The sequence below is a fragment of the Limnohabitans sp. genome, assembly GCF_017848645.1.
Classification (GTDB): domain Bacteria; phylum Pseudomonadota; class Gammaproteobacteria; order Burkholderiales; family Burkholderiaceae_C; genus Limnohabitans_A.
The window spans coordinates 1-23749 of the sequence record NZ_JAFEIF010000076.1 but is presented as its reverse complement, the minus strand read 5'-3'; the positions used below and the strand labels follow the sequence as shown (position 1 = coordinate 23749).

Genomic DNA, 23749 nt, shown 5'->3' with positions numbered 1-23749 from the left:
GGTGTGGCAGGTGTCATCGCGTCCGGGGGCGACCTGGTTTACATGGGCACACGCTTTATCCCCACACTCGAAAGCATGGCCGATCCGGCCTACAAACAGATGCTGGTGGACAGCACCGCCGACGATCTGGTCATCAGCGCCGGCATTACCGGCACGCCGGCCAGCTGGCTCAAGCCTTCCCTCCAGGCCAACGGGCTGGACCCCGACGACTTGCCGTCGGCACCTGCCCGCAGTTATGACAGCAACCAGGCCATTGGGGCCAAAAAATGGCGCGATGTGTGGGCTGCCGGGCAAGGCGTGGGAGCCATCAAGGCGGTCGAATCCACTGCCGCAGTGGTGAACCGACTGGCTGTTGAATACGCTGCAGCGCGGCAGCGATTTTCTGCCATGCCTTCTTTTTGAAGCCACCCCACTATTACTTTTGAATCCGCATGAAATCCGAAGTTGTTCAGCGCATCCAGCCCACCCTGGTGCCGGGTCAGCACCCCTACATGAGTGGGGCCTTTGCACCCAACTACACCGAATACAACGCGACCGATCTGGAGGTGATTGGCGAAGTGCCCAAGCGCCTCAATGGCGTCTACCTGCGCAACACCCAAAACCCGGTGCACCAGCCCTTGGGCACGGCCCATGTGTTCGATGGCGATGGCATGCTGCATTTGCTCAGCTTTCGCCATGGCCAGGTGGAGTACCGCAATCGCTTTTTGCGCACCCAGGGTTTCATGGAGGAACAGGCTGCCGGGCAAGCGCTGTATGCCGGCCTGATCGACCCACCCGCGCTCGCCCAAAGGCCCGGCTGGGGCGCGCGCGGGGGCCTCAAAGACACCTCGGCCACCGATGTCATCGTGCACGCTGGTGCGGCCCTGACCACCTTTTACCAGTGTGGCGAACCCTACCGCTTTCACCCCCGCACACTGGAGCCCTTGGGGGTGGCCGACTGGGGCGCTGCGGTCTTGCCTGACAACGGGATTTCGGCCCATCCCAAAGTGTGTCCGCGCACCGGCGATCTTTTGTTTTTCAACTACAGCAAAAACGCCCCCTTCATGCATTACGGTGAGGTGGACCGTCACAACCAATTGGTGCACTACGTGCCCGTGCCGCTGCCGGGCCCGCGCCTGCCGCACGACATGGTGTTCACAGAACACTTCGCCATCCTCAATGACTTTCCCCTCCACTGGGACGAGGCCCTGCTGCCCAAGGGCAAGCACAAGCTGATTTACCGCCAGGACCAGCCCGCGCGTTTTGCGGTGGTGCCAAGGCGGCACGCCCCTCAGAGCGGCATCCGCTGGTTCGAAGCCAGCCCGACCTATGTCCTGCATTGGCTCAATGCCTGGGAGGAGGGCGACGAGATCGTGCTGCACGGCTTCCATCAGAAAACCCCTATGCCCCAACGCGGCTACGACAATACTGGCAACACTTTGGGGCCGGAGCGCTACGGCCCGACCCTGTACGAATGGCGCTTGAACTTGCGCACCGGTGCCGTGCAGGAAAAACGGCTGAACGAGCGGTACCTTGAATTCGGCATGATCAACTGCTGCCACTGGGGTCGCCCCTACCGGTATTCCTACAACATGGTGGCGCACCCGGGCAGCTTCCTGTTTGACGGTGTCATGCGCTACGACCACACCACGGGGACATCACAACAGCACCTTTTTGGTGAAGGGCGCTACGGCAGCGAATCGCCCATGGCGCCATGTTCAGACGCCCAGGACGAGGACGACGGTTACGTGGTCAGCTTTGTCAGTGACATGAAGACCGACCGGTCCGAGTGCCTGGTGCTGAACGCACGCGACCTCAATGCCGGGCCTGTGGCCCGCATCATGCTGCCCCACCGCATCAGCAGTGGCACCCATGCGTGCTGGGCCGATGCTGGCGAATTCGAATGATGACTGGTGCCGTCTGAGCATCGGCTTTTCTTCCCCCATTTCAAACTGGAGCAACACATGAACACCCCCATTTACATCCTTGGTGGTCACCAGACCGACTTTTCAAAAGCCTGGTCCCGCCACGGGCAGGACATCTCCGACATCATGCGTGAGACCACTTTGGGCGCGCTCAACCAGGCCCAGGTCGAGCCCACGCAAATCCAGAGCATCCACGTCGGCAATGCCTTTGGCGAGCTGCAGCGTCAACAGGCTCATCTGGGCGCCATGGTGGCGCAGGTGGTGCCCGAGTTGTGGGGTGCACCGGCCATGCGACACGAAGGCGCGTGCGCCTCGTCGTCTCTGGCCTTGCTGACCGCCATGGCGGAAATCGAAGCCGGTCGTTACGACTGTGTGCTGGTCCTGGGCGCCGAAGAGTTCAAGAACACCGATGGCAACACCGCATCGGTCAACCAGAACGCTGCGGGCTGGCAAGGGCGTGAGGGCTTTGACTGCACCTACATGTGGCCCGCTGCTTTTGGCCGGGTGGCGCAAGAGTACGAGCGGCGTTACGGCCTGGACCGCCGGCACCTCAACCGCATTGCCGAGATCAATTACGGCAACGCCAAACGCAACCCGCTTTCACAAACGCGCCACTGGCAGTTCAATGAACTGAGCTTCACCGACGATGACCAGGCCAACCCGGTGATCGAGCCCGGCACCCGCCGCCAGGACTGTGGCCAGATCACCGATGGGGGTTGCGCTGTGGTCATCGCATCGGCCCGTTTTGCACAGGAGCATGCCCGCCGCACTGGGCAATCGCTGGACGCCATGGCGCGCATCAGCGGTTGGGGCCACCGCAATGCGGGTCTGCGCCTGCTGGACAAGTTCGAGCGCAGTGCGCAAGAGCCCTATGTCTTCCCCCACCTGCGTCAGGCTCTGGAAGACGCCTGGCAGCGTGCCGGGGTGGCGGGTGTTCAGGCCATGGATGGCATCGAGACCCATGATTGCTTCACCACCACGGAATACGTGGCCATTGACCACCTGGGACTGACCCCGCCGGGCCAGAGCTGGCAAGCGGTGGAAGACGGCACGATTGCACCGGGCGGCACGTGTCCAATCAACATGAGTGGCGGCCTGATCGGTTGCGGCCATCCTGTGGGCGCCACCGGGTCGCGCATGGTCTGGGATGCGGCCCGGCAAGTCACCGGTCAGGCGGGCGAGATGCAAATCGAAGGCGCACGCCGCATGCAGACACTCAACATTGGTGGTTCGTGCGCCACGGTGGTCAGCTTCGTGGTGGAGCGCGGCTGAGCCTCTCAGCGGCTGACGCTCTTTGCCCAAGGCAAAGGTATCGGGCGCGGGTGGGCCGGTCGCAGGCCCGCGCGGGGCCTGTGTGGAGACGAGTCTCAGTTGGCTCGCGCCACCCAGACTGTGGCGCCTTGTGCGCCGTACAGCTCGGCATGCGGCACATTGCGGGCCAGGCGAAAGAAGTCACCGGCCTGCAGGTGTTTCACCTCCTCGCCCATGGTCAGCCAGTATTCCCCGCGTGCCACGTAGGCGCTGACGTCAAAAGGGTGGGTGTGGGTCTCGAGCTTGAGGTCAGCATCCCACTCGCGCACGATGATTTCGTCAAAGCCTTCATCCAGGGACTGGGCGGTGAAGCTTTCGAGGGTGGGAGTGGTCATGGCAGGGCCTTTGGTGAATTAAGAATGCTGGGCTTGGATGGAACAGATGGGCAGGTCAGGTTTGGTACCAGTCCTTGACCGCTGCCACATAGCGCGCCACACCTTCGGCCACAGTGGCGGCGTCCAGGGCCCCATAGGACAGGCGCTGGTAGTTGGCATTGGCCGTGTCACTGAGGCCAAAGGCAAACCCGGGCAGGGTGGCCACGCGGTGTTTTTCGGTCATGGCGCGGTTGAAAGCCATGGGGTCGGACACACCGGGCAGTTTCATCAACACATAAAAAGCGCCTTGGGTGTGCGGAAACTCGACCAGATCGCCCAGGCCTTGCAGCGCCTGGTTGACCTGTGCACGCACTTGGGCCAGGGCCTGCACTTTGGGCTGCACCCAGTCGCGGCCCAGCTGCAGGGCTTGCAGCGCCAGCAATTGCGAGGCCACCGGGGCGCAGATCAGGTTGGTGTCTTGCACCTTGTTCATGGCCCCAAACAGGTCGGCCGGGAAGACCACATAACCCACCCGCCAACTGGCCATGCCGAAGTTTTTGGACATCGAATAAAACGACAGGGTGTGGCCTTGTGCACCCGGAATCGATGCGGGTGAGAAGTGCTGAACGCCGTCGTAGGTGAAGTATTCGTAGGCTTCGTCGCTGAAGTGGTAGATGCCTGCGCGGGCGCACAAAGCGTTGACTGCGCGCAGGCTTTCTTCGCTGTACACGGCCCCGGTGGGGTTGTTGGGTGAGACGGTGACGATGGCGCGGGTGCGGGGTGTGATGGCGGCGGCCAGGGCGTCGACATCCAGGCTCCAGTCGCTGTGCGTGGGCACAGGCACAGGCACGCAACCGCACATGCGGATCGCCATTTCCTGGTTGAAGTAAAACGGCATGGGCAAGATGAATTCGTCGCCCGGGTCGGCCACAGCCAGCACGCTGTTGAGAAAGGCCATGTTGCTGCCCGCCGTGACCATGACGATCGACTCGGTGCCGCAGTGGATCTGGTTGTCCTCGGCCAGTTTTTGCCGAAAGCGGTCCACCAAGGGGGCGATGCCGCCCACGGCCTGGTATTTGTTCAGCTGGGTATCGGCCATGAGCTTGGGCAACTCGGCCACGGCTTGCGCTGGGGGGCCGTAATTCACGACGCCTTGGCCCAAGGAGATGGTGCCGGGGTTCTCGCGCACCAGCTTGGCGATGGTGGGGATGATGGGGCTGTCCACCGCATCCATGCGGGCAGATTGGCGTTTCATGGGGTGTTCCGTGACTTGCTTGGCTGTGGGGCTTGAACAATCGATCATTGGCAGTTCACTGGCCAATCACTTGCCGTTGATGGCCAGCAACTCGACCTCGAACAACAAAGTGGCTTTGGGGGGAATCACGCCACCTGCGCCGCGATCGCCATAAGCGGTGGCTGGCGGGCAAGTGAGCTTGGCCTTGCCGCCCACCTTCATCAGTTGCACGCCCTCTGTCCAGCAGGGGATGACGCGGCTCAGGGGGAACTCGATGGCCTCGTTGCGTTTGTAGGAACTGTCGAACTCTTTGCCGTCGGGCAAGGTGCCCCGGTAATGGACCTTGACCGCGTCAGAAGCCTTGGGGCTGGCGCCGGTGCCGTCTTTGAGGGAGCGGTAGACCATGCCCGAGGCCGTGACTTGCGCGCCCGGCTCCTGGGCCGCAGCTGCGGTGACGGTGTTTTGGGCCCGGGCAGGTGTTGCGGCCAGCCAGCAAAGGGACAAGGCGGCGGTGCAGAGTTTCAAAGAGGTTGTCATGGATTGATTTTTGTGCAAAAAGGGGGGCGGGGGCTTCACGTACGGGACAAGCCTTTATCCAAAATTGGCGTTCTGTGCCAGTTGGCCCAAGCGGGCGCTGATGCGGCGGAACTCGGCCACGGTTTGATCGATGATCTGTCCGGCTGTCAAGACTTCGTGTACCAGACCCGCAGATTGTCCCGCGAGGGCGGGCGCGGCGTTCATGTTGCCCCCGAAATACACGTCCTGAATGCCCTGGAATGCGTCGGGCCCCATCAGGCCCGCCTCGTGCAGGCTTTGGGTGAAAGGCGCTTTGAGTGCGCGGATGCAAGGTGAGGACTTGGTGTTGAGCATGTAGGTGCCGGTGGTGGGCGCGTCCACAATGGCTTGCTTGTAGTGCGCGTGCACCGGGCTTTCGGCGCAAGCCACAAAGCGGGTGCCCATCTGAACCGCTTCGGCGCCCAAGGCAAAAGCTGCCGCCATGCCGCGCCCGTCCACGATGCCCCCGGCCGCAATCAAGGGCAGATCGGTTTTCTCTCGGATGGCCTGCAGCAGCACCAGGGTGCTGACTTCTTCCGGGTTCTTGAAGCCCCCGCCCTCGGAGCCCTCCACCACCAAACCATCGACCCCGGCATCGGCGCATTTGAGGGCGGCGTCCAGCGTGGGCACGGCGTGGTAGACCGCGATGCCTGCTGCTTTCAAGGGCGCCACAAATTTGGCCGGGCTGCCCGCTGATGTGGTGACGAACCGGATGCCCGAGTCGCAGACGTAGCGCAGCATGGCGTCGTCTTTCAAAAAACGGATGGGCAAATTCACACCAAAGGGCAGACCTGAGGCCAGCATGGCCGCGATTTCGCGTTGGCAGTTCTCGGTCTCGCCCGAGGAGGTCTCGATGATGCCCAGCCCTCCTGCACGCGAGACGGCCATGGCCAAAGGGCTGCGGGCGATCCAGCCCATGGGGGCTTGCAAGATGGGGTAGCGGGCTCCGGTGTGGGCCAAAACGCGGTTCATGGTGGGGCCTTAGGGGTCAAATGACGCATCTTAAGTGCCGCCCTCAGGCTCAGCAGTCGCGCAGTGGTCGCCAATGCCTGAAAAGCGAGTCGCCGACGGGGCCTGCAAAGCGTCTGATGTTGCTTAAACTCGTTGATCCAACAGGAGTTGCACCCCATGGCTTTGACGCTTTTTGCTTTTGACACCCCCAACGCCCGCAAAATCACCGTGGCGCTGGAAGAGATGGGTTTGTCCTATGCGGTGCAGGTGGTGGACATCAACCTCAAAGAACAATTCGATCCGGCTTTTTTGAAAATCAGCCCGAACAACAAGATCCCGGCTTTGGTGGACACCGACGGGCCCGATGGCCTGACGCAAACGGTGTTTGAGTCCGGCGCCATCCTGATTTACTTGGCCGAAAAAACCGGGAAATTCCTGCCCGCCCGGGGCGCTGGCCGGGTGTCTGCGCTGGAGTGGCTGATGTTTCAGGTGGGCGGATTTGGCCCAGCCCCGGGCCAGGTGCACCACTACGCGCCCTTGAGCCACGAGGCGGACAAACGCTACGGTTTTGAGCGCTTCATGGCCGAGACCCTGCGCCTGTATGGCGTGATGGACCGTCGCCTGGCCGAGCACGAGTATTTCGGCGGGGACTTGTCGATCGCCGACTTCGCCATTTTGGGCTGGGTCTGGCGGCATCCGCGCCATCAGGTGGATTTGCAGCAGTTCCCCCATGTGCTGCGCTGGTACCAGGCCATGATGGCCCGGCCTGCGGTGCAAAAAGGCTTTGCCGTGGCGCTGCGCCGGGACTGATCGGGTCTCAGCTTGATGCGGCGCAGGCTCGCCAAAGTGGCGAGCGACGTGCGTTTGGGGCGGTCCTGCCCCCCAAAATCCTTCAGCCTTGCGGGGCCGCTGGCGCGAACAGGGCCTTTCTTGTGGCTTAATATCGTTTTGCATTTTTTATCCGGAGCCACAGATGGGCAACAAAATCGTCACCGAAGCAGATCGTAAATTCACCCCCCCACTGCCCGCATTGCCCGGCGTGACCATGCGCACAGGCGGCCGTGGCCAGCGTGTGAGCTTGGAGCGCGGTGTCGCGACCCGCAGCAAGAAAAACCCCGGCAAGCGCTCCAAAAAGGGCGGTTGAACCCGGTGCGCCCGGCCTTTGCCGGGCCAGTGCCGAGCCACTGATGAACTCAGTGGCTTTTTTTTTTCGGTTTTGCAGGGCCTGCCCAGCGTGGGCCGCTGATTCAGGAGGTCTGAATGTTGATTTCTTATGGCGCCGTGTTGGTGGCGGGCATCATGCCCGTGGTGTGTGCGGGCATCGCCAAGTCGGGCTTCAAGGGCTACGACAACAGCGACCCCCGTGCCTGGCTGGCCAGCCAAACCGGGTTCCGTGCGCGGGCCAATGCCGCGCAGGCCAACTGTTTTGAGGCCTTCCCGTTTTTTGCGGTAGGCATCATTTTGGCCTTGCTCACCGGGGTCGACCCGGCCACGGTGGATGCGCTGGCCTTGTTCTTCATCGCCGCGCGGGTGGCTTATGTTTTTTTCTACGTCACCAACAAAGCCAAATGGCGCACCATGGTCTGGTCTGCGGCTTACCTCACGGTGGTGGCCCTGTTTGCGCTGGCCATGCTGAATTTGCAGACCAACTGAAGCAGAAACAGTGCGTTATCAAGGCACAATAAGCGCTCTGCCCCGGTGGTGAAACTGGTAGACACACCGGACTTAAAATCCGTTGCTTCCTGAAAAGGGGCGTGCCGGTTCGATTCCGGCCCGGGGCACCATTTGAGGAAAACATCATCATGAACCACGACAACGCACCGCTTGAGATTCACGTGCATGGTGATGTGCCGATCAAACCCGGCACCGACATCAAGGCGATTCAGGAGGCGCTCAAACCCCTTTGGCATTACGCCGGGGCGCGCTCTTTGCATGAAGGCGCTGTGAGCCTCTACGAGGAGGAGCCGGGCATCCGTTTTGATGCCACCACCCAGCGCCTGAACATGTGCTGGACTGTGCGCGGCGACGAGGATTTCCGCATGGTTATGGACGATCTCTGCATGAACCTCAACGATCTGTCTTCTGCAGGCACCCAGATCGAAGTGACCTTTTACGATACGGAATTCGACGACGAGGACGAGGCCAGTGGTGGCGAGTCGCGCGACGATTTCGTGATGCTGTTTGTGGGGCCTGATCCAGGCGCCATCATGCAGGCCCAGCGCGATTTGCTGGTGCACGACGTGGTCAACATGATGGAGCGCCATTTTGACGGGGCCGAGTTATCCGGTGTGGTGACCGAGATCGACAAGCTGTTCAGCCAGCGCTTTGACAGCTTGGTGAGTTCTCTGGACATTGGCAAACCGCCACGCGGCCCAGGCGGCGGCAACGGTCACGGTGGCGGTGGCCGTCGCCCACGGCATCTGCACTGATTGGTTCGCACCATGAACGCCCAAGGCATTCGTTCTGCGCTGAACCCGGGTGTGCGTTTGCGCGAGGTCTTTGGCTGGGCCATGTACGACTTTGCCAACTCGGGTTATTCCACGGTGGTCATCACGGCCGTGTTTGCCGCCTATTTTGTGGGCGGTGTGGCCGACGGGGCCGACTGGGCCACATTGGCGTGGACATCGGGCCTGAGCCTGTCGTATTTGATTGTGATGCTCACCATGCCGGGCCTGGGGGCCTGGGCCGACCGGGTGGCGGGCAAAAAACGCATGCTGATGTGGGTCACGGCGGGCTGCGTGATCAGCACAGCGGCTTTGTCGCTGGTGGGGCCGGGCCAAGTGGCGCTGGGCTTGTTCATTCTGGTGCTGTCCAACACTTTCTTTTCTTATGGCGAGTCGCTCACGGCCTCGTTTTTGCCAGAACTGGCCAGGCCTGAGGCCATGGGCCGAGTGAGCGGCTGGGGCTGGTCTTTGGGCTACATCGGCGGCATGCTGACGCTGGGCATTTGCCTGGCCTATGTGCTGGCCGCCCAGGCGCGGGGCGAGACGGGTGGACAGTTCGTGCCGGTGACCATGTGGATCACGGCGGCCGTTTACGGCGCAGCGGCTTGGGTGACCTTTGCCCTGCTGCGCGAGCACTCCCCGCCGCAACCGAATGCCCCGGTGGTGACCGTGGTGCAAAGCCTGCGCGGCTTGCGCCAGACCCTGCGCGAGGCGCTGCCCTATCAGGATTTCACTCGTTTGCTCGCGTGTGCCGTGGCCTACCAAGGTGGGGTGGCGGTAGCCATCACGCTGGCGGCCATATATGCCGAGCAGGTCATTGGCTTTCAGCCGCAAGAAACCATGGTGCTGATCTTCGTGTTGAATCTGGCCGCTTTCGCCGGGGCCTTGCTGCTCGGACATGTGCAAGACCGCATTGGGCACAAGCTGACACTGGCGCTGACCTTGGTGGGTTGGGTGGCGACATGCTTCATTGCAGCGCTGTCGACTGACAAGGCCATGTTCTGGTGGGCGGCGGCGATTGCCGGTTTTTGCATGGGCTCGAGCCAGTCGTCGGGCCGGGCCATGGCGGGTTTGATGGTGCCGCCGCAGCGCTTGGGCGAGTTTTTTGGTCTGTGGACTTTTGCCATCCGTTTGGCCAGCATTTTGGGACCCCTGACCTATGGCCTGATCACTTGGCTGAGTGACGGCAACCAGCGCTTGGCGATCGGATCCACCTCGCTGCTGTTCATCTTGGGCTTGGTGCTCTTGATGCCAGTGAACGTAGAGCGCGGTCGTTTGGCGGCGCAATCGCCCGCCTGATCACGCGCCTTGCAGCGCGGCAGGCACAGCCTCACAAACCTCAGGGGGCAGGCCCAGCCAGCGCTGTGCGGCGGCTCGCAGGCCCTGCAAGTCGCCCGTGGTCAACAAGCGTACGGGCTGCGCAGCCCCATTTGTCTTTCCAGGGTTGAGCAATCCAGCCGCCGCCAGCAAGCGCTGCGTTTGACGCGCCACAGGTTCGCCCGTGGAGACCAGTTGCACATCGGGCCCTAACAACTGGCGCAAATCGTTTTCGACAAACACATAGTGGGTGCAACCCAGCACCAGGGTGTCGATATCGCCCGGTGCCGAACCAAAGCAGCCCATGGCCTGGGTGTAGGTCTGCAGCAAATGCGCGATTTGCGCTTGCGCAGCCTCGGCTTGATCGGGCAGGGTGCTTTGTTCAATGGCCAAGGCCAGGCCGTTGCAGGCCTGCACCTCAAAATGCGCCTCGCTTTGCACGCTGGCCAAGAGGCGGGCGAATTTGTCGCTGGCGACGGTGCCCCGGGTGGCCATCACGCCAATGTGCCGGGTGTGGCTCAGTCCCAAGGCCGGTTTGAGCGCGGGCTCGAGGCCCACCAGCGGCAGCGCAGGGTGCCGGGCGCGCAATTCGTGGATGGCCGCTGCGGTGGCGGTGTTGCAGGCCACGACCAGGGCTTTGATGTGGTGCTGCCCCAGCAGGTAATCGGCAATCGCGTGGGTGCGCTCGCGGATGAAGGTTTCGCTTTTTTCGCCATAGGGCGCGTGGGCGTTGTCGGCCAGGTACACAAAGCGCTCGTGCGGCAGTTCTTTTTGCAAAGCCTGCAGCACGCTCAGACCGCCAATGCCGCTGTCAAACACGCCGATGGGGCGCGGGTCAGAAGTCATGGGGTGGCGGGTCTGAAAAAAGGCCGCTTGCGCGGCCTGGTCAAGATCTGCTGCATCAACCTGCTGTGACGCCAATGCCCTTGAACTCGCCCGTGGCGATGCGCTTTTGCCATTCGGCGGGGCCGGTGGTGTGGGCGCTGGTGCCGCCCGCGTCCACCGCCACCGTGACGGGCATGTCCACCACGTCAAACTCGTAAATCGCTTCCATGCCCATGTCGGCAAAGCCCACGACCTTGGCGTGCTTGATGGCTTTGGACACGAGGTAAGCGGCGCCGCCCACGGCCATCAGGTAAGCGCTCTTGTGCTTCTTGATGGCTTCAATCGCGACCGGGCCGCGCTCGGCCTTGCCGATCATGGCGATCAGGCCGGTTTGGGCCAGCATCATTTCGGTGAAGCCGTCCATGCGGGTGGCCGTCGTCGGGCCTGCGGGGCCCACGGCTTCGTCGCCCACGGGGTCCACGGGGCCCACGTAATAGATCACGCGGTTGGTGAAGTCCACGGGCAGCTTCTCGCCCTTGGCCAGCATGTCCTGGATGCGCTTGTGCGCAGCGTCGCGGCCGGTGAGCATCTTGCCGTTGAGCAAGAGCGTTTGGCCAGGTTTCCAGGCGGCGACCTGCTCGGGCGTGAGGGTGTTGAGGTCCACGCGCTGGCTTTTCTCGGTGTCGGCCGTCCAGCCCACGTTGGGCCATAGATCGAGCGATGGCGCTTCCAGATAGGTGGGGCCGGAGCCGTCGAGCACGAAGTGCGCATGGCGCGTGGCGGCGCAGTTGGGGATCATGGCCACGGGCTTGGAGGCCGCGTGCGTGGGGTACATCTTGATTTTGATGTCGAGCACCGTGGTCAGGCCGCCCAGGCCTTGCGCACCAATGCCCAGGGCGTTGACCTTGTGGTAGAGCTCCAGGCGCATCTCTTCGACCTGGTCGAGCTTCTCGCCTTTGCTGGATTTTTCCAGCAGCTGGTACATGTCCAGGTCGTCCATCAGGCTTTCCTTGGCCATCAGCACGGCTTTCTCGGCCGTGCCGCCGATGCCGATGCCCAGCATGCCGGGTGGGCACCAGCCCGCGCCCATGGTGGGCACGGTTTTGAGCACCCAGTCGACGATGCTGTCGCCGGGGTTGAGCATGATCATCTTGGACTTGTTTTCGCTGCCGCCGCCTTTGGCCGCCACGGTCACATGCACATGGTGGCCGGGCACGATCTTGGTGAAGATGACGGCAGGGGTGTTGTCTTTGGTGTTTTTGCGGTTGAAATGCGGGTCGGACACGACGGACGCGCGCAGCGTGTTGTCGGGGTGGTTGTAGCCACGGCGCACGCCTTCGTTGACCGCGTCTTCCAGGCTCCCGGTGAAGCCGTCGAACTTCACATCCATGCCCACTTCGAGGAAGACGTTGACGATGCCCGTGTCCTGGCAAATCGGGCGGTGACCGATGGCGCTCATCTTGCTGTTGGTCAGGATCTGCGCGATGGCGTCCTTGGCGGCTGGGCTTTGCTCACGCGCGTAGGCGCTGGCCAGGTGCGAGATGAAGTCGGCCGGATGGTAGTAGCTGATGTACTGCAGGGCGGCGGCAACGGATTCAATCAGGTCGTCTTGTTTGATCAGTGTGGTCATGGTGGTGTGATCCCGTGAAAATCAAAAATCGGTCGTGGTCAGACGCTCATTGGGCTTTGTCGTGGTGAGACATCAGGCGGTCTGCATAAGCAATGGCGATCGCGCTGAGCAGGAAAGCCATGTGGATGAGCGTTTGCCACATCAGCACTTTTTCATCGTAGTTGGCCGCATTGATGAAGGTTTTGAGCAAGTGAATCGAGCTGATACCGATGATGGCTGTGCCCAGCTTGACCTTGAGCACCGAGGCGTTGACGTGGCTCAGCCACTCGGGCTGGTCGGGGTGGCCTTCAAGGTTCAGGCGCGAGACAAAGGTTTCGTAGCCACCCACGATGACCATGATCAGCAAATTGGAGATCATGACCACGTCAATCAAAGCCAGTACGACCAGCATGATCACGGTTTCGTTCAGGGCGGTCAGTTGCACATCGGTTTTGTAGCCAATGCTGCTGACCAAGGCTTGCAGCGCGGTTTGGCTGCCAAAAGCAGCTTCCAGCAAATGCACCAATTCCACCCAAAAATGGAACACATAAACAGCTTGTGCAGCAATCAGGCCCAGGTACAAAGGCAATTGCAGCCAACGGCTGGCGAAAATGAAGCTGCTCAATGGGCTCAAATTGCTTTTATTCGGTGGTGTGGGTTTGGACATGGTTTTCCAGATTAGGAAGTCCGTGACTTCGGGCAAACCCGGATTTTAGGGCTTAGATCGGTGCTTTCAGGCGAAACTTGTGCAAGACTGGCGTCAGTCAGTGCTTTGTAAGAGCGAAAGCAGACATTTGCACCAGTTTTAAACAACGTCATGTCATTGAGGAGACAAAACTGATGAGTTCCACCCTTTACCAACCCAGCGCCGATTTTGTGAAAAACGCCCACATCTCGGGCATGCCGGCCTATGAGGCGCTGTGCAAGGAAGCCGAAACCGACTACCAGGGCTACTGGGGCCGTTTGGCTAAAGAGCTGATCAGTTGGAAGACACCTTTCACCAAGGTGCTGGACGAGTCCAACGCACCTTTCTTCAAGTGGTTTGAAGACGGCACGCTGAACGCCTCTTACAACTGCCTGGACCGCAACGTCGAAAAAGGCCTGGGCGACAAGACCGCCATTATTTTTGAAGCCGATGGCGGCGAAGTGACCCAAGTCACCTACAGCCAGCTGCTGGCCAAGACCTGCCAATACGCCAACGCCTTGAAGAGCCTGGGCATCAAAAAGGGTGACCGTGTGGTCATCTACATCTCGATGTCCATCGAAGGCGTGGCCGCCATGCAAGCCTGCGCCCGCATTGGCGCAACCCACTCGGTGGTGTTCGGTGGTTTCTCAGCCCAGTCGCTGCGCGACCGCATCGAAGACACGGGCGCTGTCGCTGTGATCACCGCCGACAACCAGGTGCGCGGCGGCAAGTTGCTGCCTCTCAAAGCCATCGTGGACGACGCCATCAACCTGGGCGGTTGCGGCTCCATCAAGAATGTTTTGGTCGTCAAGCGCTCGGGCGCTGACATCGCCATGACTGCAGGTCGCGACCTGTGGATGGCCGATCTGGCCGACAAGCAAGCCACCACCTGCGAGCCCGAGTGGGTGGGTGCCGAGCACCCCCTGTTCTTGCTCTACACCTCCGGCTCCACCGGCAAGCCAAAAGGCGTGCAACACAGTACGGGCGGCTATTTGCTGCACGCTGCGCTGACCACCAAGTGGACCTTCGACCTGAAGCAGGATGATGTGTTCTGGTGCACGGCCGACATCGGCTGGGTCACCGGCCACACCTACATCACCTATGGGCCCTTGGCCTTGGGCGGCACCGAGATCGTGTTCGAAGGCGTGCCCACTTACCCCGACGCTGGCCGTTTCTGGAAGATGATCCAGGACCACAAAGTTTCGATCTTCTACACCGCGCCCACTGCGATCCGCTCGCTGATCAAAGCCGCTGAAGCCAACGACGCCGTGCACCCCAAGAGCTACGACCTGACCAGCTTGCGTTTGCTGGGCTCGGTTGGCGAGCCGATCAACCCCGCCGCTTGGGAGTGGTACCATCAGCACGTGGGCGGCAGCCGTTGCCCCATCGTGGACACCTTCTGGCAGACCGAAACCGGTGGCCACATGATCACCCCGTTGCCCGGCGTGACCCCTATGGTGCCCGGCTCTTGCACACTGCCTTTCCCCGGCATTCAGGCCGCTATCGTGAGCGAAACCGGCGACGACATGCCCAACGGCCAAGGCGGTATTTTGGTCGTCAAGCGCCCATGGCCTTCCATGATCCGCAACATCTGGGGCGACCCTGAGCGCTTCAAGAAGAGCTACTACCCTGAAGACTTCAAGGGCAAGTACTACCTGGCTGGCGACGGCGCGATCCGCGACGAGAAGACCGGTTACTTCACCATCACCGGCCGCATCGACGATGTGCTGAACGTGTCGGGTCACCGCATGGGCACGATGGAAATCGAATCGGCCTTGGTCAGCTGCACCGAGCTGGTGGCCGAAGCCGCCGTGGTGGGCCGCCCTGACGACACCACGGGTGAGGCCATTTGCGCCTTCGTGGTGCTCAAGCGCTCGTTGCCCAACACCGACGAAGGCAAGGCGATTGCCAAGCAGTTGCGCGACCACATCGCCAAAGAAATCGGCCCGATTGCCAAGCCCAAGGACATCCGTTTTGGCGAGAACTTGCCCAAGACCCGTTCGGGCAAGATCATGCGCCGCCTGCTGCGTTCGCTGGCCAAAGGCGAAGAGATCACGCAAGACATCTCCACCCTGGAGAATCCAGCCATCTTGGGTCAGCTGGGTCAGGCTTACTGATCTTGAGACCTGTCTGCAGTGGGCATCTGACCGCTGCATGCGATCCAAAACAAAAGGCAGCCTCGGCTGCCTTTTGTCATGGTGCTGGGGCGTGTCAGGTTTTCATGGCCAAGCCCAAACGCTCGATGGTCGCTTTCTCGGACTGGAACGTGTCGCGGATGAACTTCGTGTATTCCTCGGTGCCCATGTAGATCACCGACTGGTCGTATTTGTCGAAGCTGGCCAGCACGGCCGGGTCTTGCAGCGTGCTCCTGAAGGCGTCGTGTAGGCGTTTGACCACGGCCGGGTCCATGCCCTTGGGGCCGCCAATGCCAAAAGGCGAGTCGGAGACGGTGTCGAATCCGAGTTCATTGAGCGTGGGGACATTGGGCCAGCGCTTGGTGCGTTTGCTGCCATAGGTGGCCAGCAGGCGCATGGTGCCCGCTTCGACTTGCGGGGCCCAGCCGGTGGCGTCGCTGTGCGACATGACGTGACCGCCCAACACCGCTTGCACGCCATCGGCGCTGCCTTTGAAAGGCACATGGGTGACGTCGATCTTGGCTTTGCTGGCGAATTCGGCAAAGGCCAGGTGCGGCGTGGTGCCGTTGCCGGTCGACCCGTAAGTGAACTTGCCTGGGTTGGCTTTGGCAAAGGCCACCAGGTCGGCAATGGACTTGATGGGGGAGTCGGACCGCACCACCACGCCGAAGGTGTAGCCCGTCAGGCACGCGATGTAGGTGAAGTCTTTGAGCGGGTCGAACTGCATTTTTTGCATGTGCGGCAAACGCGCCACGCCGATGGTGATTTGCGACAGGGTGTAACCATCGGGCTGGGCACGAACCAGCTCGTTGGGGCCGAGCATGCCGCTGGCACCGGGTTTGTTTTCGATGATCACTTGAACGCCCAGGGCCTTGGTGGCGCTTTCGGCCAAAGCGCGCATCACGGCGTCGGTGGAGCCGCCGGCAGGCCAAGGGCAAATCAGTTTGATGGGCTTGGCCGGAAAGGCCTGGGCTTGCGCCAAAGTGGGGAAAGCCACCGTGACCGCGGCGGCGGCGGATGCCTGAACAAATGTGCGTCGTGACGTGCCTTGGGTTTTCACACCGGTCTCCTGTTTGAATGGGGTGTGAGCATTCCAATAGAAGCGGCATGAACTGACAAGAGGGCAAACCTGAGCCAGGGCCCTGGCGTGGTCGCTTTCGCGACTGAGTGTCAGTTGCCCAGCACCACGCCCTCGCGCCGGGGATCGGCCCCGCCAAACCAGCCGCTGGGCGTGCGCTCAATGGCCTGCAGGCCGCTGGTCATCTCCATTTCGCGCACCTCGTGGCCGCGCGCCTTGAGGGCGTCCACGGTGCTGCGCTCAAAGCGCTGGGCTTCGAGCAAAGTGGGGCCGCCCAGCGAGCCGAAGTTGGGCAGATCAATCGCTTGCTGCGCGTTCAGGCCCCAGTGCAGCGTGCCCGTGAGCAGCTTGGCGGTGTAGTGGATGATGGCGGCGCCCCCGGGGCTGCCGCCGCTCATGAGCAGTTGGCCTGTGGTCTTGTCAAACACCAAGGTGGGCGACATGGACGAGCGCGGGCGTTTGCCGGGTTCGACCCGGTTGGCGATGGGGCGGCCCTGCGCGTCGGCTGGGGCCAGGCTGAAATCGGTCAACTCGTTGTTGAGCAAAAAGCCCCCGGGGCGAGACGGGTCGGTGGTGACCATGCGGCGCGAGCCAAAAGCGGCTTCGATGGTGGTGGTCATGGCCACAGCGCGGCCTTGGGCATCGACCACGCTGATGTGGCTGGTGCCGTATTCGGTTTGTGTGGGCATGGGGGCGAAGCTGGTGGTTTGGCCACCGGGTTGGCCTGGGGGGGCCGCTTTCATAGCTTGGTTGCCGATCAGCTGACTGCGATCGCGCAGGTAAGCGGGGGCCAGCATGCTGCGCCAGTCACCAGCGGGTGCGCTCACAAAATCCGGGTCGGCCACGTACTGCGCACGGTCGGCAAAAGCCAAGCGCGATGCTTCGGTGTAACGGTGCAGCCAGTCGGGCGAGGGCTGGCCACTTGCCAGCTCGGGGCCTTGCGCTGCGGTGTGTCCCAGCATGCCCAAAATTTGGCCGATGGCGATCTGGCCCGAAGACGGCGGGGGAAAGCCACAGAGGCGGTAAGCCCGCGATGCGGCCGTGTGGTCAAAACACAGGGCCTCGCGCATGCGGGGCTGGTAGTTGGCCAGGTCTTGCAGGCTGAGGGTGCCGGGGCGCGGCGCTTGTGCTGTGCGGGCCACCATGGCCTGGGCCACAGGCCCTTCGTGCAGGGCACGGCTGCCTTGTGAAGCGATCAGGCGAAGTACATGCGCGTATTCGGGGTTGCGCAGCACATGGCCCACGGGCCAGGCCTGGCCATCGGCTTGGTAGAAAAAGCGCAGCGCCAGCGGGTCTTTTTTGAGCAGTGCGTCGGCGTTCAGCAAGGCGTTTAAACGGGGGCTGACCCGAAAGCCTTGCTCGGCCAGCGTGATGGCCGGCTGCAGCAGCTGCGCCCAAGGCAGGCGGCCGTGCTGGCGGTGCGCCACCTCCAGCATGCGCACCACACCCGGCACGCCCACCGAATGGCCGCTTTGCACGGCATCGGCGAACGGGAGCGGCTTGCCTTGGTCCATGAACATGTCTGCGCGGGCGCCCGCGGGGGCGGTCTCACGCCCGTCGTGGGCGGTAACTTTTTGGCCATCAAAGTGCAGCAAAAACGCGCCGCCGCCAATGCCGCTCGACTGCGGCTCCACCAGGCCCAGCACCATTTGCACGGCAATGGCCGCATCGAGCGCTGAGCCGCCTGCGCGCAGCACCTGGTGCCCCGCATCGGTGGCCAGCGGGTTGGCCGCAGCCACCGCTTGGCGCGTGTAGGCCCAACCGGGTTTGGCCGTGTTGCCACTGGCCGCTTCGGGCTGCATAGCGTGATCGGGCACGCTGTAGCGCAGGGCGTTGGCGGGGGGCTGTGTAGTGCAGGCGCTTAAAAGCGCCATGACCGTCAGGCTCAATGGCAAGTTGATGTTCATGGGTCCTCCGTGCCGAGATGATGCCAGCGATTCTTGCCTGAATTTGCACCTTTTCCGGTTTTTAACCAGGTCTGCGCCAAGCTGAAGAGCCACGAAAAAAAACAGGCCCCGCAGGGCCTGTCAAAAGTCGACCTGAGCGCAGCAGCTCACTTCGGTGCCAGTCGAATAGCGCCGTCCAAACGAATCACTTCGCCGTTGAGCATGTCGTTTTCGATGATGTGTTTGGCCAGTTTGGCGTAGTCCTGCGGGGTGCCCAAGCGGCTGGGGAAGGGCACGCCTGCGGCCAGGGCGTCTTGCACTTCTTGCGGCATGCCAAACAGCATGGGGGTGCCGAAGATGCCGGGGGCAATCGTCATGTTGCGGATGCCGTTGCGGGCCAGGTCGCGGGCAATGGGCAAGGTCATGCCGACCACGCCGCCTTTGGAGGCGGCATAAGCCGCTTGGCCGATCTGGCCGTCGTAGGCCGCCACGCTGGCGGTGCTGATCAGCACGCCGCGCTCGCCTGTGGCTTCGGGCTCGTTTTTGCACATGGCTTCAGACGCCAGGCGGATCATGTTGAAGGTGCCGACCAGGTTGACCATGATGGTCTTGGTGTAGACAGCCAGGCTGTGCGCGCCGTTTTTGCCCACGGTTTTTTCGGCCGGGGCGATGCCTGCGCAGTTGATGAGGCCAGAGAGGCGGCCCATGGACACGGCCTGGGCCACCACGGCTTGGCCGTCGGCCTCGTTGCTCACGTCACATTTGACGAAAGCGCCGCCCAGCTCTTTGGCGATGGCCTCGCCTTTTTCAGCCTGCATGTCGGCGATCACGACTTTGCCGCCGTTGGCTGCCAGCATGCGCGCTGTGCCTTCGCCCAGACCCGATGCGCCGCCGGTGACGATGAAAACTTTGCCTTGAATGTCCATGTTTTGCTCCTGAATGTGATTGACGTTACGTCAACGTCAATTATGCCCTTTGACCATGTACGGCCAAAGCACAACACGACCTCAAATGGGGGCGCAGTGGTGAGGTCAAGCCTCTGCTGGCCCCCGTGCTTACCGCAAACACAGTACGCGGGTACCGGTTTGTTTGGATGTGCAGAGGGCCTTTGGTTTTCTAGCATGGTCAAGGTCACGGGTGCACCGCCCGGTTGGCATCTGGACAGGAGAACCGCATGGCTTCAGAGCTCTCATGGGACACGAAGGAAACGGCTTTGGTTCACACCGACGACAACTGGCGTCGGGCTTGCGCCTTGTTGGCCACGGCCGATATCCGGGTTGGGGGCGGCAGGCCTTGGGACATGCGGGTGCACCACCCGGCCACGTTCGACCGCATCCTGACACGGGGCAGTCTGGGTTTGGGTGAGAGCTACATGGACGGCTGGTGGGATTGCGACAAGGTGGACGAATTGATCACCCGCATCTTGCGGGCGCGGCTGGACGAGCAGGTGGGCCGGGCCGGTTGGCTGTGTGCATCACTGAAGGCGCGGCTGACCAATTTGCAGTCGCCGCACCGGGCCTGGCAGGTGGGTGAGGTGCATTACGACCTGGGCAACGATTTGTACGAAGCCATGCTGGACCCGTCCATGGCCTACAGCTGTGGCTACTGGCCCGCTGCCCAAACCCTGGCTCAGGCGCAAGAGGCCAAGCTGGACCTGATTTGCCAAAAGCTGCAACTCCAACCGGGCATGACGCTGCTGGACATCGGTTGCGGCTGGGGCAGTTTGATGCTGTTTGCGGCCCAGCATTACCGGGTGCAGTGCGTGGGGCTCACGGTGTCCAAAGCGCAAGCCCAGCTGGGCGCAGACAAGGCGCGGGATTTGCCTGTGCGTTTTGAGCTGGCCGATTACCGGCAGTTCAACCTGCAAGGCGCGCAGCGCTTTGACCGCATCGCCTCGGTGGGCATGTTCGAGCATGTGGGCCACAAAAACTACCGCGCTTACTTCGACATAGCCCGGCGTTGCCTGCGGGACGATGGCCTTTTTTTGCTGCACACCATCGGCAAAAACAGGGCAGGGGCGGGGATCGACCCATGGATTGAAAAATACATTTTCCCCAACGGGGCGCTGCCATCGGCCTCGGAGATCGCGTTTTACAGCGAGGAACACTTCGTCATGGAAGACTGGCACAACTTTGGCGAGGACTACGACAAAACCCTGATGGCCTGGCACGAGCGGTTTGAGGCGGCTTGGCCCGCGCTGAAAGACCGCTATAGCGAGCGCTTTTACCGCATGTGGCGCTATTACCTGCTGTGTTGCGCGGGCACTTTCAGGGCGCGTGACAACCAGCTGTGGCAGGTGGTGCTGTCGCCCAGCGGGCAAGCGGGGGGCTACCGCAGGCCGCTGCTTTAAAAGACCTCGCAAAGTCGTGCTCCAATGCGCTGGTTCCATTATTCGCCTTGCGCACAGCCTTCATGTCCAGCTCTTTGCCTGCTCGCACGTCTTATTCCGCATCCCAAGTCTGGCCCTTGTCGGTCCGGTGGTTTCTGGTCTTGGGGGCGATCAGCGCCTGCACCAGCGTGGTGTTCAGCGCCGCCTTCGCGCATTTGTCGGTGTTTGCCGGGGGCGTGCCCACGGCGGTGCAAACCGCTTTGAGCCAGCAGCAATTCCATTCGCTGGGTTTGTTGTTCACGGGGCTGGCGCTGCGGGTTTGTGGGGCGTCGCGTTGGCTGCAGGCGGCAGGCTGGCTCATGCTGGTCGGTTTGGTTTTGTTCAGCTTCAACCTCTATGCCCGCCATGTGTGGGCTTGGGACGCTCTGCGCGCCCTGGTGCCATGGGGCGGCATGGCCTGGATATTCGCTTGGCTGGCTTTGGCCGTGGGTTTGGTCAAGGGGTTTGGCAGATCAAATCAATAGGGCTGAGTTGAAAGCTTTTTCCTATGATGCTGATAGAAACTACTCATGAGTAGAAACCCTAGGCTGCATTATGATTGCGACCAATGAGTTATCTCATTCGATAGTTTTTTTAAACCACCAAAGGAAACACCATGTCCTCTTTGATCAATACCCAAGTCCAGCCCTTCAAGACCCAGGCCTTCCACAACGGCAAGTTCGTGCAAGTGTCGAACGAAACCCTCAAGGGTGAGTGGTCCGTGCTGATTTTCATGCCTGCCGCTTTCACCTTCAACTGCCCCACCGAAATCGAAGACGCGGCCGACAACTACGCCGAGTTCCAGAAAGCCGGTGCCGAGGTCTACATCGTGACCACCGACACCCACTTCTCGCACAAGGTGTGGCACGAGACTTCGCCTGCCGTGGGCAAGGCCAAGTTCCCATTGGTTGGCGACCCCACACACGCCCTGACACGCGCTTTTGGCGTGCACATTGAAGAAGAAGGCCTGGCATTGCGCGGCACCTTCATCATCAACCCCGAAGGCATGATCAAGACCGCCGAAGTGCACTCCAACGAGATCGCCCGCGACGTGTCCGAGACCCTGCGCAAGCTCAAAGCCGCTCAGTACACCGCCGCCAACCCAGGCCAAGTGTGCCCCGCCAAGTGGAAAGAAGGCGCCAAGACTTTGGCTCCCTCCATCGACCTGGTCGGCAAGATCTAAATCTCGACTTCTGCGCCCTGTATCGCAGGGCGTTGAGCACAGCACAACCGGGCCACAAGCCGGGCGTGTGCTGTCCTCAACGATTTCCATCCACCCCCCCTCTGTCCGAGTCCCCGCCACAAGCGTGGGCTTGGGATGAATGCAGCCTGAAACCGGAGAACACCATGCTCGACGACACCCTCAAAGCCCAATTGCAGCAATACCTGGCCCTGTTGCGCCATCCAATTCGCCTGATTGCTTCGCTCGACGACAGTGAGACTGGCCTGGAGATGAAACAACTGCTGGAAACCATCGTGGGGCTGTCCGACAAGGTGAGCCTCGACACCTCTGGCGAAGACGCTCGCAAGCCTTCTTTTGTGGTGGCGCGTGAAGGTCAAAGTACCGGTGTGCGCTTTGCTGGTTTGCCGCTGGGCCACGAATTCACCTCGCTGGTGTTGGCCTTGCTCTGGACCGGTGGACACCCCCCGAAGGTCGAGCAAGACGTGATCGACAGCATCAAGGCCCTCGATCCGGGAACTCATGGTGACTTCAACTTCGAGGTCTACATGTCGCTGAGCTGCCACAACTGCCCCGACGTGGTGCAGGCGCTGTCGCTCATGGCCATCGTGAACCCCAAGGTCAAGACCGTGGTCATCGAAGGCGGTGCCTTCCAGGCCGAAGTCGAGGCGCGCCAGATCATGGCCGTGCCCATGGTGTTCCTGAACGGTCAGGTGTTCGGCTCGGGCCGCATGTCGGTCGAAGAAATCGTGGCCAAGCTCGACACGAATGCCGGTGAACGCGACGCGGCCAAGCTCAGCGCCAAAGATCCGTTTGACATGCTGGTGGTGGGTGGTGGCCCGGCTGGTGCGGCCGCTGCCGTGTACGCCGCTCGCAAAGGCATCCGCGTGGGTGTGGCGGCTGAGCGATTTGGCGGCCAGACCAACGACACCATGGCCATCGAGAACTACATCTCGGTGCTGGAAACTGACGGCCCCAAGTTTGCAGCGGCTCTGGAAGCGCAGGTGCGCCACTACGAAGTGGACATCATGAACCTGCAACGAGCCGACAAAATCATCCCCGCCAGCCAGCCCGGCGGCCTGATCGAGGTGCAGATGGCCAACGGCGCCAGCCTCAAAGCCCGTTCGGTCATCTTGTCCACTGGTGCCCGCTGGCGCAATGTGAATGTGCCCGGCGAGCAAGAGTACAAAAACAAGGGCGTGGCCTACTGCCCACACTGCGACGGCCCCTTGTTCAAGGGTAAGCGCACGGCGGTGATTGGCGGCGGCAACTCCGGCATCGAAGCGGCGATTGACTTGGCCGGCATCGTGGCGCATGTCACGGTGTTTGAATTTGCCGACCAGCTCAAGGCCGATGCGGTCTTGGTGAGCAAGCTCAAGAGCCTGCCCAACGTCACGGTGCACACCAACGCCCAGACCACCGAAATCACCGGTGCAGACGGCAAGGTCAACGGCATTCGTTACAAAGACCGCACCTCGGGTGATGACCATTGGGTGGAGCTGGAAGGCGTGTTCGTGCAGATCGGCCTGGTGCCCAACACCGAGTTCCTCAAAGGCACTCTGGAGCTGAGCAAATTTGGCGAGATCGTGGTGGACGCCAAAGGCCACACCAATGTGCCCGGCGTGTTTGCAGCCGGTGATTGCACCACCGTGCCTTACAAGCAGATCGTCATTGCCGCAGGCGAGGGCGCCAAAGCCGCCTTGAGCGCTTTTGACCACCTGATCCGCATGCCTGCTTTGCCGGTGAGTGACGCCCCAACACCCGCTCACGCAGAAGCCGTTTAAGCTGGCGGTTTTTTTACCCCCACCAGGAGCCCAGTGATGACGTGTTTTGTGATCGATCCCACCGCCAAAACCATCACCCCCGTCCCTTGGGACGGCGGGCTGGAGACGATCCGTCAGCTGATCGGTTTTGAAACCATCGACAGCGACGAGATCGATGCGAATGGGGACC

General features: G+C 61.7%; 23 protein-coding genes and 1 tRNA gene. 14 read left to right on the top strand and 10 right to left on the bottom strand.

Annotation, left to right across the window (positions count from 1 at the left end; translation table 11 throughout):
• The 3 genes from QZ190_RS16210 to QZ190_RS16200 all read left to right on the top strand — a co-directional run.
• Positions 1-402: nitronate monooxygenase (locus tag QZ190_RS16210; protein ID WP_291918414.1), on the top strand; the 402-nt coding region annotated here is incomplete at its 5' end.
• A gap of 29 nt (positions 403-431) precedes the next feature.
• The gene (locus tag QZ190_RS16205; RefSeq protein WP_291918411.1) at positions 432-1886 is read left to right on the top strand and encodes a carotenoid oxygenase family protein; all 1455 of its coding nucleotides are present in this window, start codon (positions 432-434) and stop codon (positions 1884-1886) included.
• 57 nt (positions 1887-1943) lie between these two features.
• Entirely contained in the window at positions 1944-3176 is a 1233-nt protein-coding gene (locus QZ190_RS16200; RefSeq protein WP_291918407.1) for an acetyl-CoA acetyltransferase, read from the top strand.
• A gap of 95 nt (positions 3177-3271) precedes the next feature.
• Here the strand turns inward: QZ190_RS16200 and QZ190_RS16195 are convergent, their stop codons facing one another.
• The 4 genes from QZ190_RS16195 to QZ190_RS16180 form a co-directional block, all read right to left on the bottom strand.
• Positions 3272-3550 (bottom strand): cupin domain-containing protein, encoded by a 279-nt coding sequence (locus tag QZ190_RS16195; protein ID WP_291918404.1) that lies wholly within the window; start codon positions 3548-3550, stop codon positions 3272-3274.
• Between the two features lie 55 nt (positions 3551-3605).
• Complete coding sequence (locus tag QZ190_RS16190; protein ID WP_291918402.1) at positions 3606-4784, bottom strand: pyridoxal phosphate-dependent aminotransferase; 1179 nt, start codon at positions 4782-4784, stop codon at positions 3606-3608.
• 66 nt (positions 4785-4850) lie between these two features.
• Positions 4851-5300, bottom strand: a complete 450-nt coding sequence (locus tag QZ190_RS16185; protein WP_291918399.1) for an FKBP-type peptidyl-prolyl cis-trans isomerase — start codon at positions 5298-5300, stop codon at positions 4851-4853.
• A 54-nt stretch (positions 5301-5354) separates the two neighbouring features.
• The gene (locus QZ190_RS16180; protein WP_291918396.1) at positions 5355-6290 is read right to left on the bottom strand and encodes a nitronate monooxygenase; all 936 of its coding nucleotides are present in this window, start codon (positions 6288-6290) and stop codon (positions 5355-5357) included.
• Positions 6291-6446: 156 nt separating this feature from the next.
• Here QZ190_RS16180 and QZ190_RS16175 point away from each other — a divergent pair, with 156 nt between their 5' ends.
• The 6 genes from QZ190_RS16175 (at position 6447) to QZ190_RS16150 (ending at position 10012) form a co-directional block, all read left to right on the top strand.
• Positions 6447-7079 (top strand): glutathione S-transferase N-terminal domain-containing protein, encoded by a 633-nt coding sequence (locus QZ190_RS16175; protein ID WP_291918393.1) that lies wholly within the window; start codon positions 6447-6449, stop codon positions 7077-7079.
• Between the two features lie 163 nt (positions 7080-7242).
• Positions 7243-7413, top strand: coding sequence for a hypothetical protein (locus QZ190_RS16170; RefSeq protein ID WP_291918390.1), 171 nt, complete (start codon positions 7243-7245; stop codon positions 7411-7413).
• Between the two features lie 116 nt (positions 7414-7529).
• On the top strand, positions 7530-7922 hold the full coding sequence (locus QZ190_RS16165) for an MAPEG family protein (protein WP_291918387.1): 393 nt from the start codon (positions 7530-7532) through the stop codon (positions 7920-7922).
• Positions 7923-7961: 39 nt separating this feature from the next.
• Positions 7962-8053: transfer RNA gene (locus tag QZ190_RS16160), tRNA-Leu, on the top strand.
• An 18-nt stretch (positions 8054-8071) separates the two neighbouring features.
• Positions 8072-8698, top strand: coding sequence for a DUF6806 family protein (locus tag QZ190_RS16155; protein WP_291918384.1), 627 nt, complete (start codon positions 8072-8074; stop codon positions 8696-8698).
• 12 nt (positions 8699-8710) lie between these two features.
• Positions 8711-10012: an MFS transporter gene (locus QZ190_RS16150; RefSeq protein ID WP_291918382.1), complete on the top strand. Its 1302-nt coding sequence runs from the start codon at positions 8711-8713 to the stop codon at positions 10010-10012.
• Here the strand turns inward: QZ190_RS16150 and murI are convergent, their stop codons facing one another.
• Genes murI through QZ190_RS16135 form a run of 3 tightly spaced genes read right to left on the bottom strand, consistent with a single transcriptional unit; the run spans position 10013 to position 13131 of the window.
• Positions 10013-10876 (bottom strand): glutamate racemase, encoded by an 864-nt coding sequence (gene murI / locus QZ190_RS16145; RefSeq protein ID WP_291918379.1) that lies wholly within the window; start codon positions 10874-10876, stop codon positions 10013-10015. It abuts the gene before it with no gap.
• Between the two features lie 55 nt (positions 10877-10931).
• Positions 10932-12485: a fumarate hydratase gene (locus QZ190_RS16140; RefSeq protein ID WP_291918378.1), complete on the bottom strand. Its 1554-nt coding sequence runs from the start codon at positions 12483-12485 to the stop codon at positions 10932-10934.
• A gap of 46 nt (positions 12486-12531) precedes the next feature.
• On the bottom strand, positions 12532-13131 hold the full coding sequence (locus QZ190_RS16135; RefSeq protein ID WP_291918376.1) for a TIGR00645 family protein: 600 nt from the start codon (positions 13129-13131) through the stop codon (positions 12532-12534).
• A 173-nt stretch (positions 13132-13304) separates the two neighbouring features.
• Between QZ190_RS16135 and acs the strand changes: the two genes are divergently transcribed.
• Positions 13305-15266 (top strand): acetate--CoA ligase, encoded by a 1962-nt coding sequence (gene acs / locus QZ190_RS16130; RefSeq protein ID WP_291918374.1) that lies wholly within the window; start codon positions 13305-13307, stop codon positions 15264-15266.
• 94 nt (positions 15267-15360) lie between these two features.
• Here the strand turns inward: acs and QZ190_RS16125 are convergent, their stop codons facing one another.
• The 3 genes from QZ190_RS16125 to QZ190_RS16115 all read right to left on the bottom strand — a co-directional run bounded on the left by QZ190_RS16125 (position 15361) and on the right by QZ190_RS16115 (position 19174).
• On the bottom strand, positions 15361-16344 hold the full coding sequence (locus tag QZ190_RS16125) for a tripartite tricarboxylate transporter substrate binding protein (RefSeq protein WP_291918372.1): 984 nt from the start codon (positions 16342-16344) through the stop codon (positions 15361-15363).
• Positions 16345-16454: 110 nt separating this feature from the next.
• Positions 16455-18269 (bottom strand): gamma-glutamyltransferase family protein, encoded by a 1815-nt coding sequence (locus QZ190_RS16120; protein ID WP_291918370.1) that lies wholly within the window; start codon positions 18267-18269, stop codon positions 16455-16457.
• Between the two features lie 146 nt (positions 18270-18415).
• Complete coding sequence (locus QZ190_RS16115; RefSeq protein WP_100118977.1) at positions 18416-19174, bottom strand: 3-hydroxyacyl-CoA dehydrogenase; 759 nt, start codon at positions 19172-19174, stop codon at positions 18416-18418.
• A gap of 248 nt (positions 19175-19422) precedes the next feature.
• Here QZ190_RS16115 and cfa point away from each other — a divergent pair, with 248 nt between their 5' ends.
• The 4 genes from cfa to ahpF all read left to right on the top strand — a co-directional run bounded on the left by cfa (position 19423) and on the right by ahpF (position 23580).
• Positions 19423-20598, top strand: coding sequence for a cyclopropane fatty acyl phospholipid synthase (gene cfa, locus QZ190_RS16110; protein ID WP_291918366.1), 1176 nt, complete (start codon positions 19423-19425; stop codon positions 20596-20598).
• 62 nt (positions 20599-20660) lie between these two features.
• Positions 20661-21101 (top strand): DUF423 domain-containing protein, encoded by a 441-nt coding sequence (locus QZ190_RS16105; protein WP_291918364.1) that lies wholly within the window; start codon positions 20661-20663, stop codon positions 21099-21101.
• 131 nt (positions 21102-21232) lie between these two features.
• Positions 21233-21799 carry an alkyl hydroperoxide reductase subunit C gene (ahpC, locus tag QZ190_RS16100; protein ID WP_291918362.1) on the top strand — a complete coding sequence of 189 codons (567 nt, stop codon included), beginning with the start codon at positions 21233-21235 and terminating at the stop codon, positions 21797-21799.
• 164 nt (positions 21800-21963) lie between these two features.
• Positions 21964-23580 (top strand): alkyl hydroperoxide reductase subunit F, encoded by a 1617-nt coding sequence (ahpF, locus tag QZ190_RS16095; protein ID WP_291918361.1) that lies wholly within the window; start codon positions 21964-21966, stop codon positions 23578-23580.
• Positions 23581-23749 lie beyond the last annotated feature (169 nt).

Coding starts and splice junctions, on each gene's coding strand:
- QZ190_RS16205 (WP_291918411.1), top strand. CDS start 432: ATGAAATCCGAAGTTGTTCAGCGCATCCAGCCCACCCTGGTGCCGGGT.
- QZ190_RS16200 (WP_291918407.1), top strand. CDS start 1,944: ATGAACACCCCCATTTACATCCTTGGTGGTCACCAGACCGACTTTTCA.
- QZ190_RS16195 (WP_291918404.1), bottom strand. CDS start 3,550: ATGACCACTCCCACCCTCGAAAGCTTCACCGCCCAGTCCCTGGATGAA.
- QZ190_RS16190 (WP_291918402.1), bottom strand. CDS start 4,784: ATGAAACGCCAATCTGCCCGCATGGATGCGGTGGACAGCCCCATCATC.
- QZ190_RS16185 (WP_291918399.1), bottom strand. CDS start 5,300: ATGACAACCTCTTTGAAACTCTGCACCGCCGCCTTGTCCCTTTGCTGG.
- QZ190_RS16180 (WP_291918396.1), bottom strand. CDS start 6,290: ATGAACCGCGTTTTGGCCCACACCGGAGCCCGCTACCCCATCTTGCAA.
- QZ190_RS16175 (WP_291918393.1), top strand. CDS start 6,447: ATGGCTTTGACGCTTTTTGCTTTTGACACCCCCAACGCCCGCAAAATC.
- QZ190_RS16170 (WP_291918390.1), top strand. CDS start 7,243: ATGGGCAACAAAATCGTCACCGAAGCAGATCGTAAATTCACCCCCCCA.
- QZ190_RS16165 (WP_291918387.1), top strand. CDS start 7,530: ATGTTGATTTCTTATGGCGCCGTGTTGGTGGCGGGCATCATGCCCGTG.
- QZ190_RS16155 (WP_291918384.1), top strand. CDS start 8,072: ATGAACCACGACAACGCACCGCTTGAGATTCACGTGCATGGTGATGTG.
- QZ190_RS16150 (WP_291918382.1), top strand. CDS start 8,711: ATGAACGCCCAAGGCATTCGTTCTGCGCTGAACCCGGGTGTGCGTTTG.
- murI (WP_291918379.1), bottom strand. CDS start 10,876: ATGACTTCTGACCCGCGCCCCATCGGCGTGTTTGACAGCGGCATTGGC.
- QZ190_RS16140 (WP_291918378.1), bottom strand. CDS start 12,485: ATGACCACACTGATCAAACAAGACGACCTGATTGAATCCGTTGCCGCC.
- QZ190_RS16135 (WP_291918376.1), bottom strand. CDS start 13,131: ATGTCCAAACCCACACCACCGAATAAAAGCAATTTGAGCCCATTGAGC.
- acs (WP_291918374.1), top strand. CDS start 13,305: ATGAGTTCCACCCTTTACCAACCCAGCGCCGATTTTGTGAAAAACGCC.
- QZ190_RS16120 (WP_291918370.1), bottom strand. CDS start 18,269: ATGAACATCAACTTGCCATTGAGCCTGACGGTCATGGCGCTTTTAAGC.
- QZ190_RS16115 (WP_100118977.1), bottom strand. CDS start 19,174: ATGGACATTCAAGGCAAAGTTTTCATCGTCACCGGCGGCGCATCGGGT.
- cfa (WP_291918366.1), top strand. CDS start 19,423: ATGGCTTCAGAGCTCTCATGGGACACGAAGGAAACGGCTTTGGTTCAC.
- QZ190_RS16105 (WP_291918364.1), top strand. CDS start 20,661: ATGTCCAGCTCTTTGCCTGCTCGCACGTCTTATTCCGCATCCCAAGTC.
- ahpC (WP_291918362.1), top strand. CDS start 21,233: ATGTCCTCTTTGATCAATACCCAAGTCCAGCCCTTCAAGACCCAGGCC.
- ahpF (WP_291918361.1), top strand. CDS start 21,964: ATGCTCGACGACACCCTCAAAGCCCAATTGCAGCAATACCTGGCCCTG.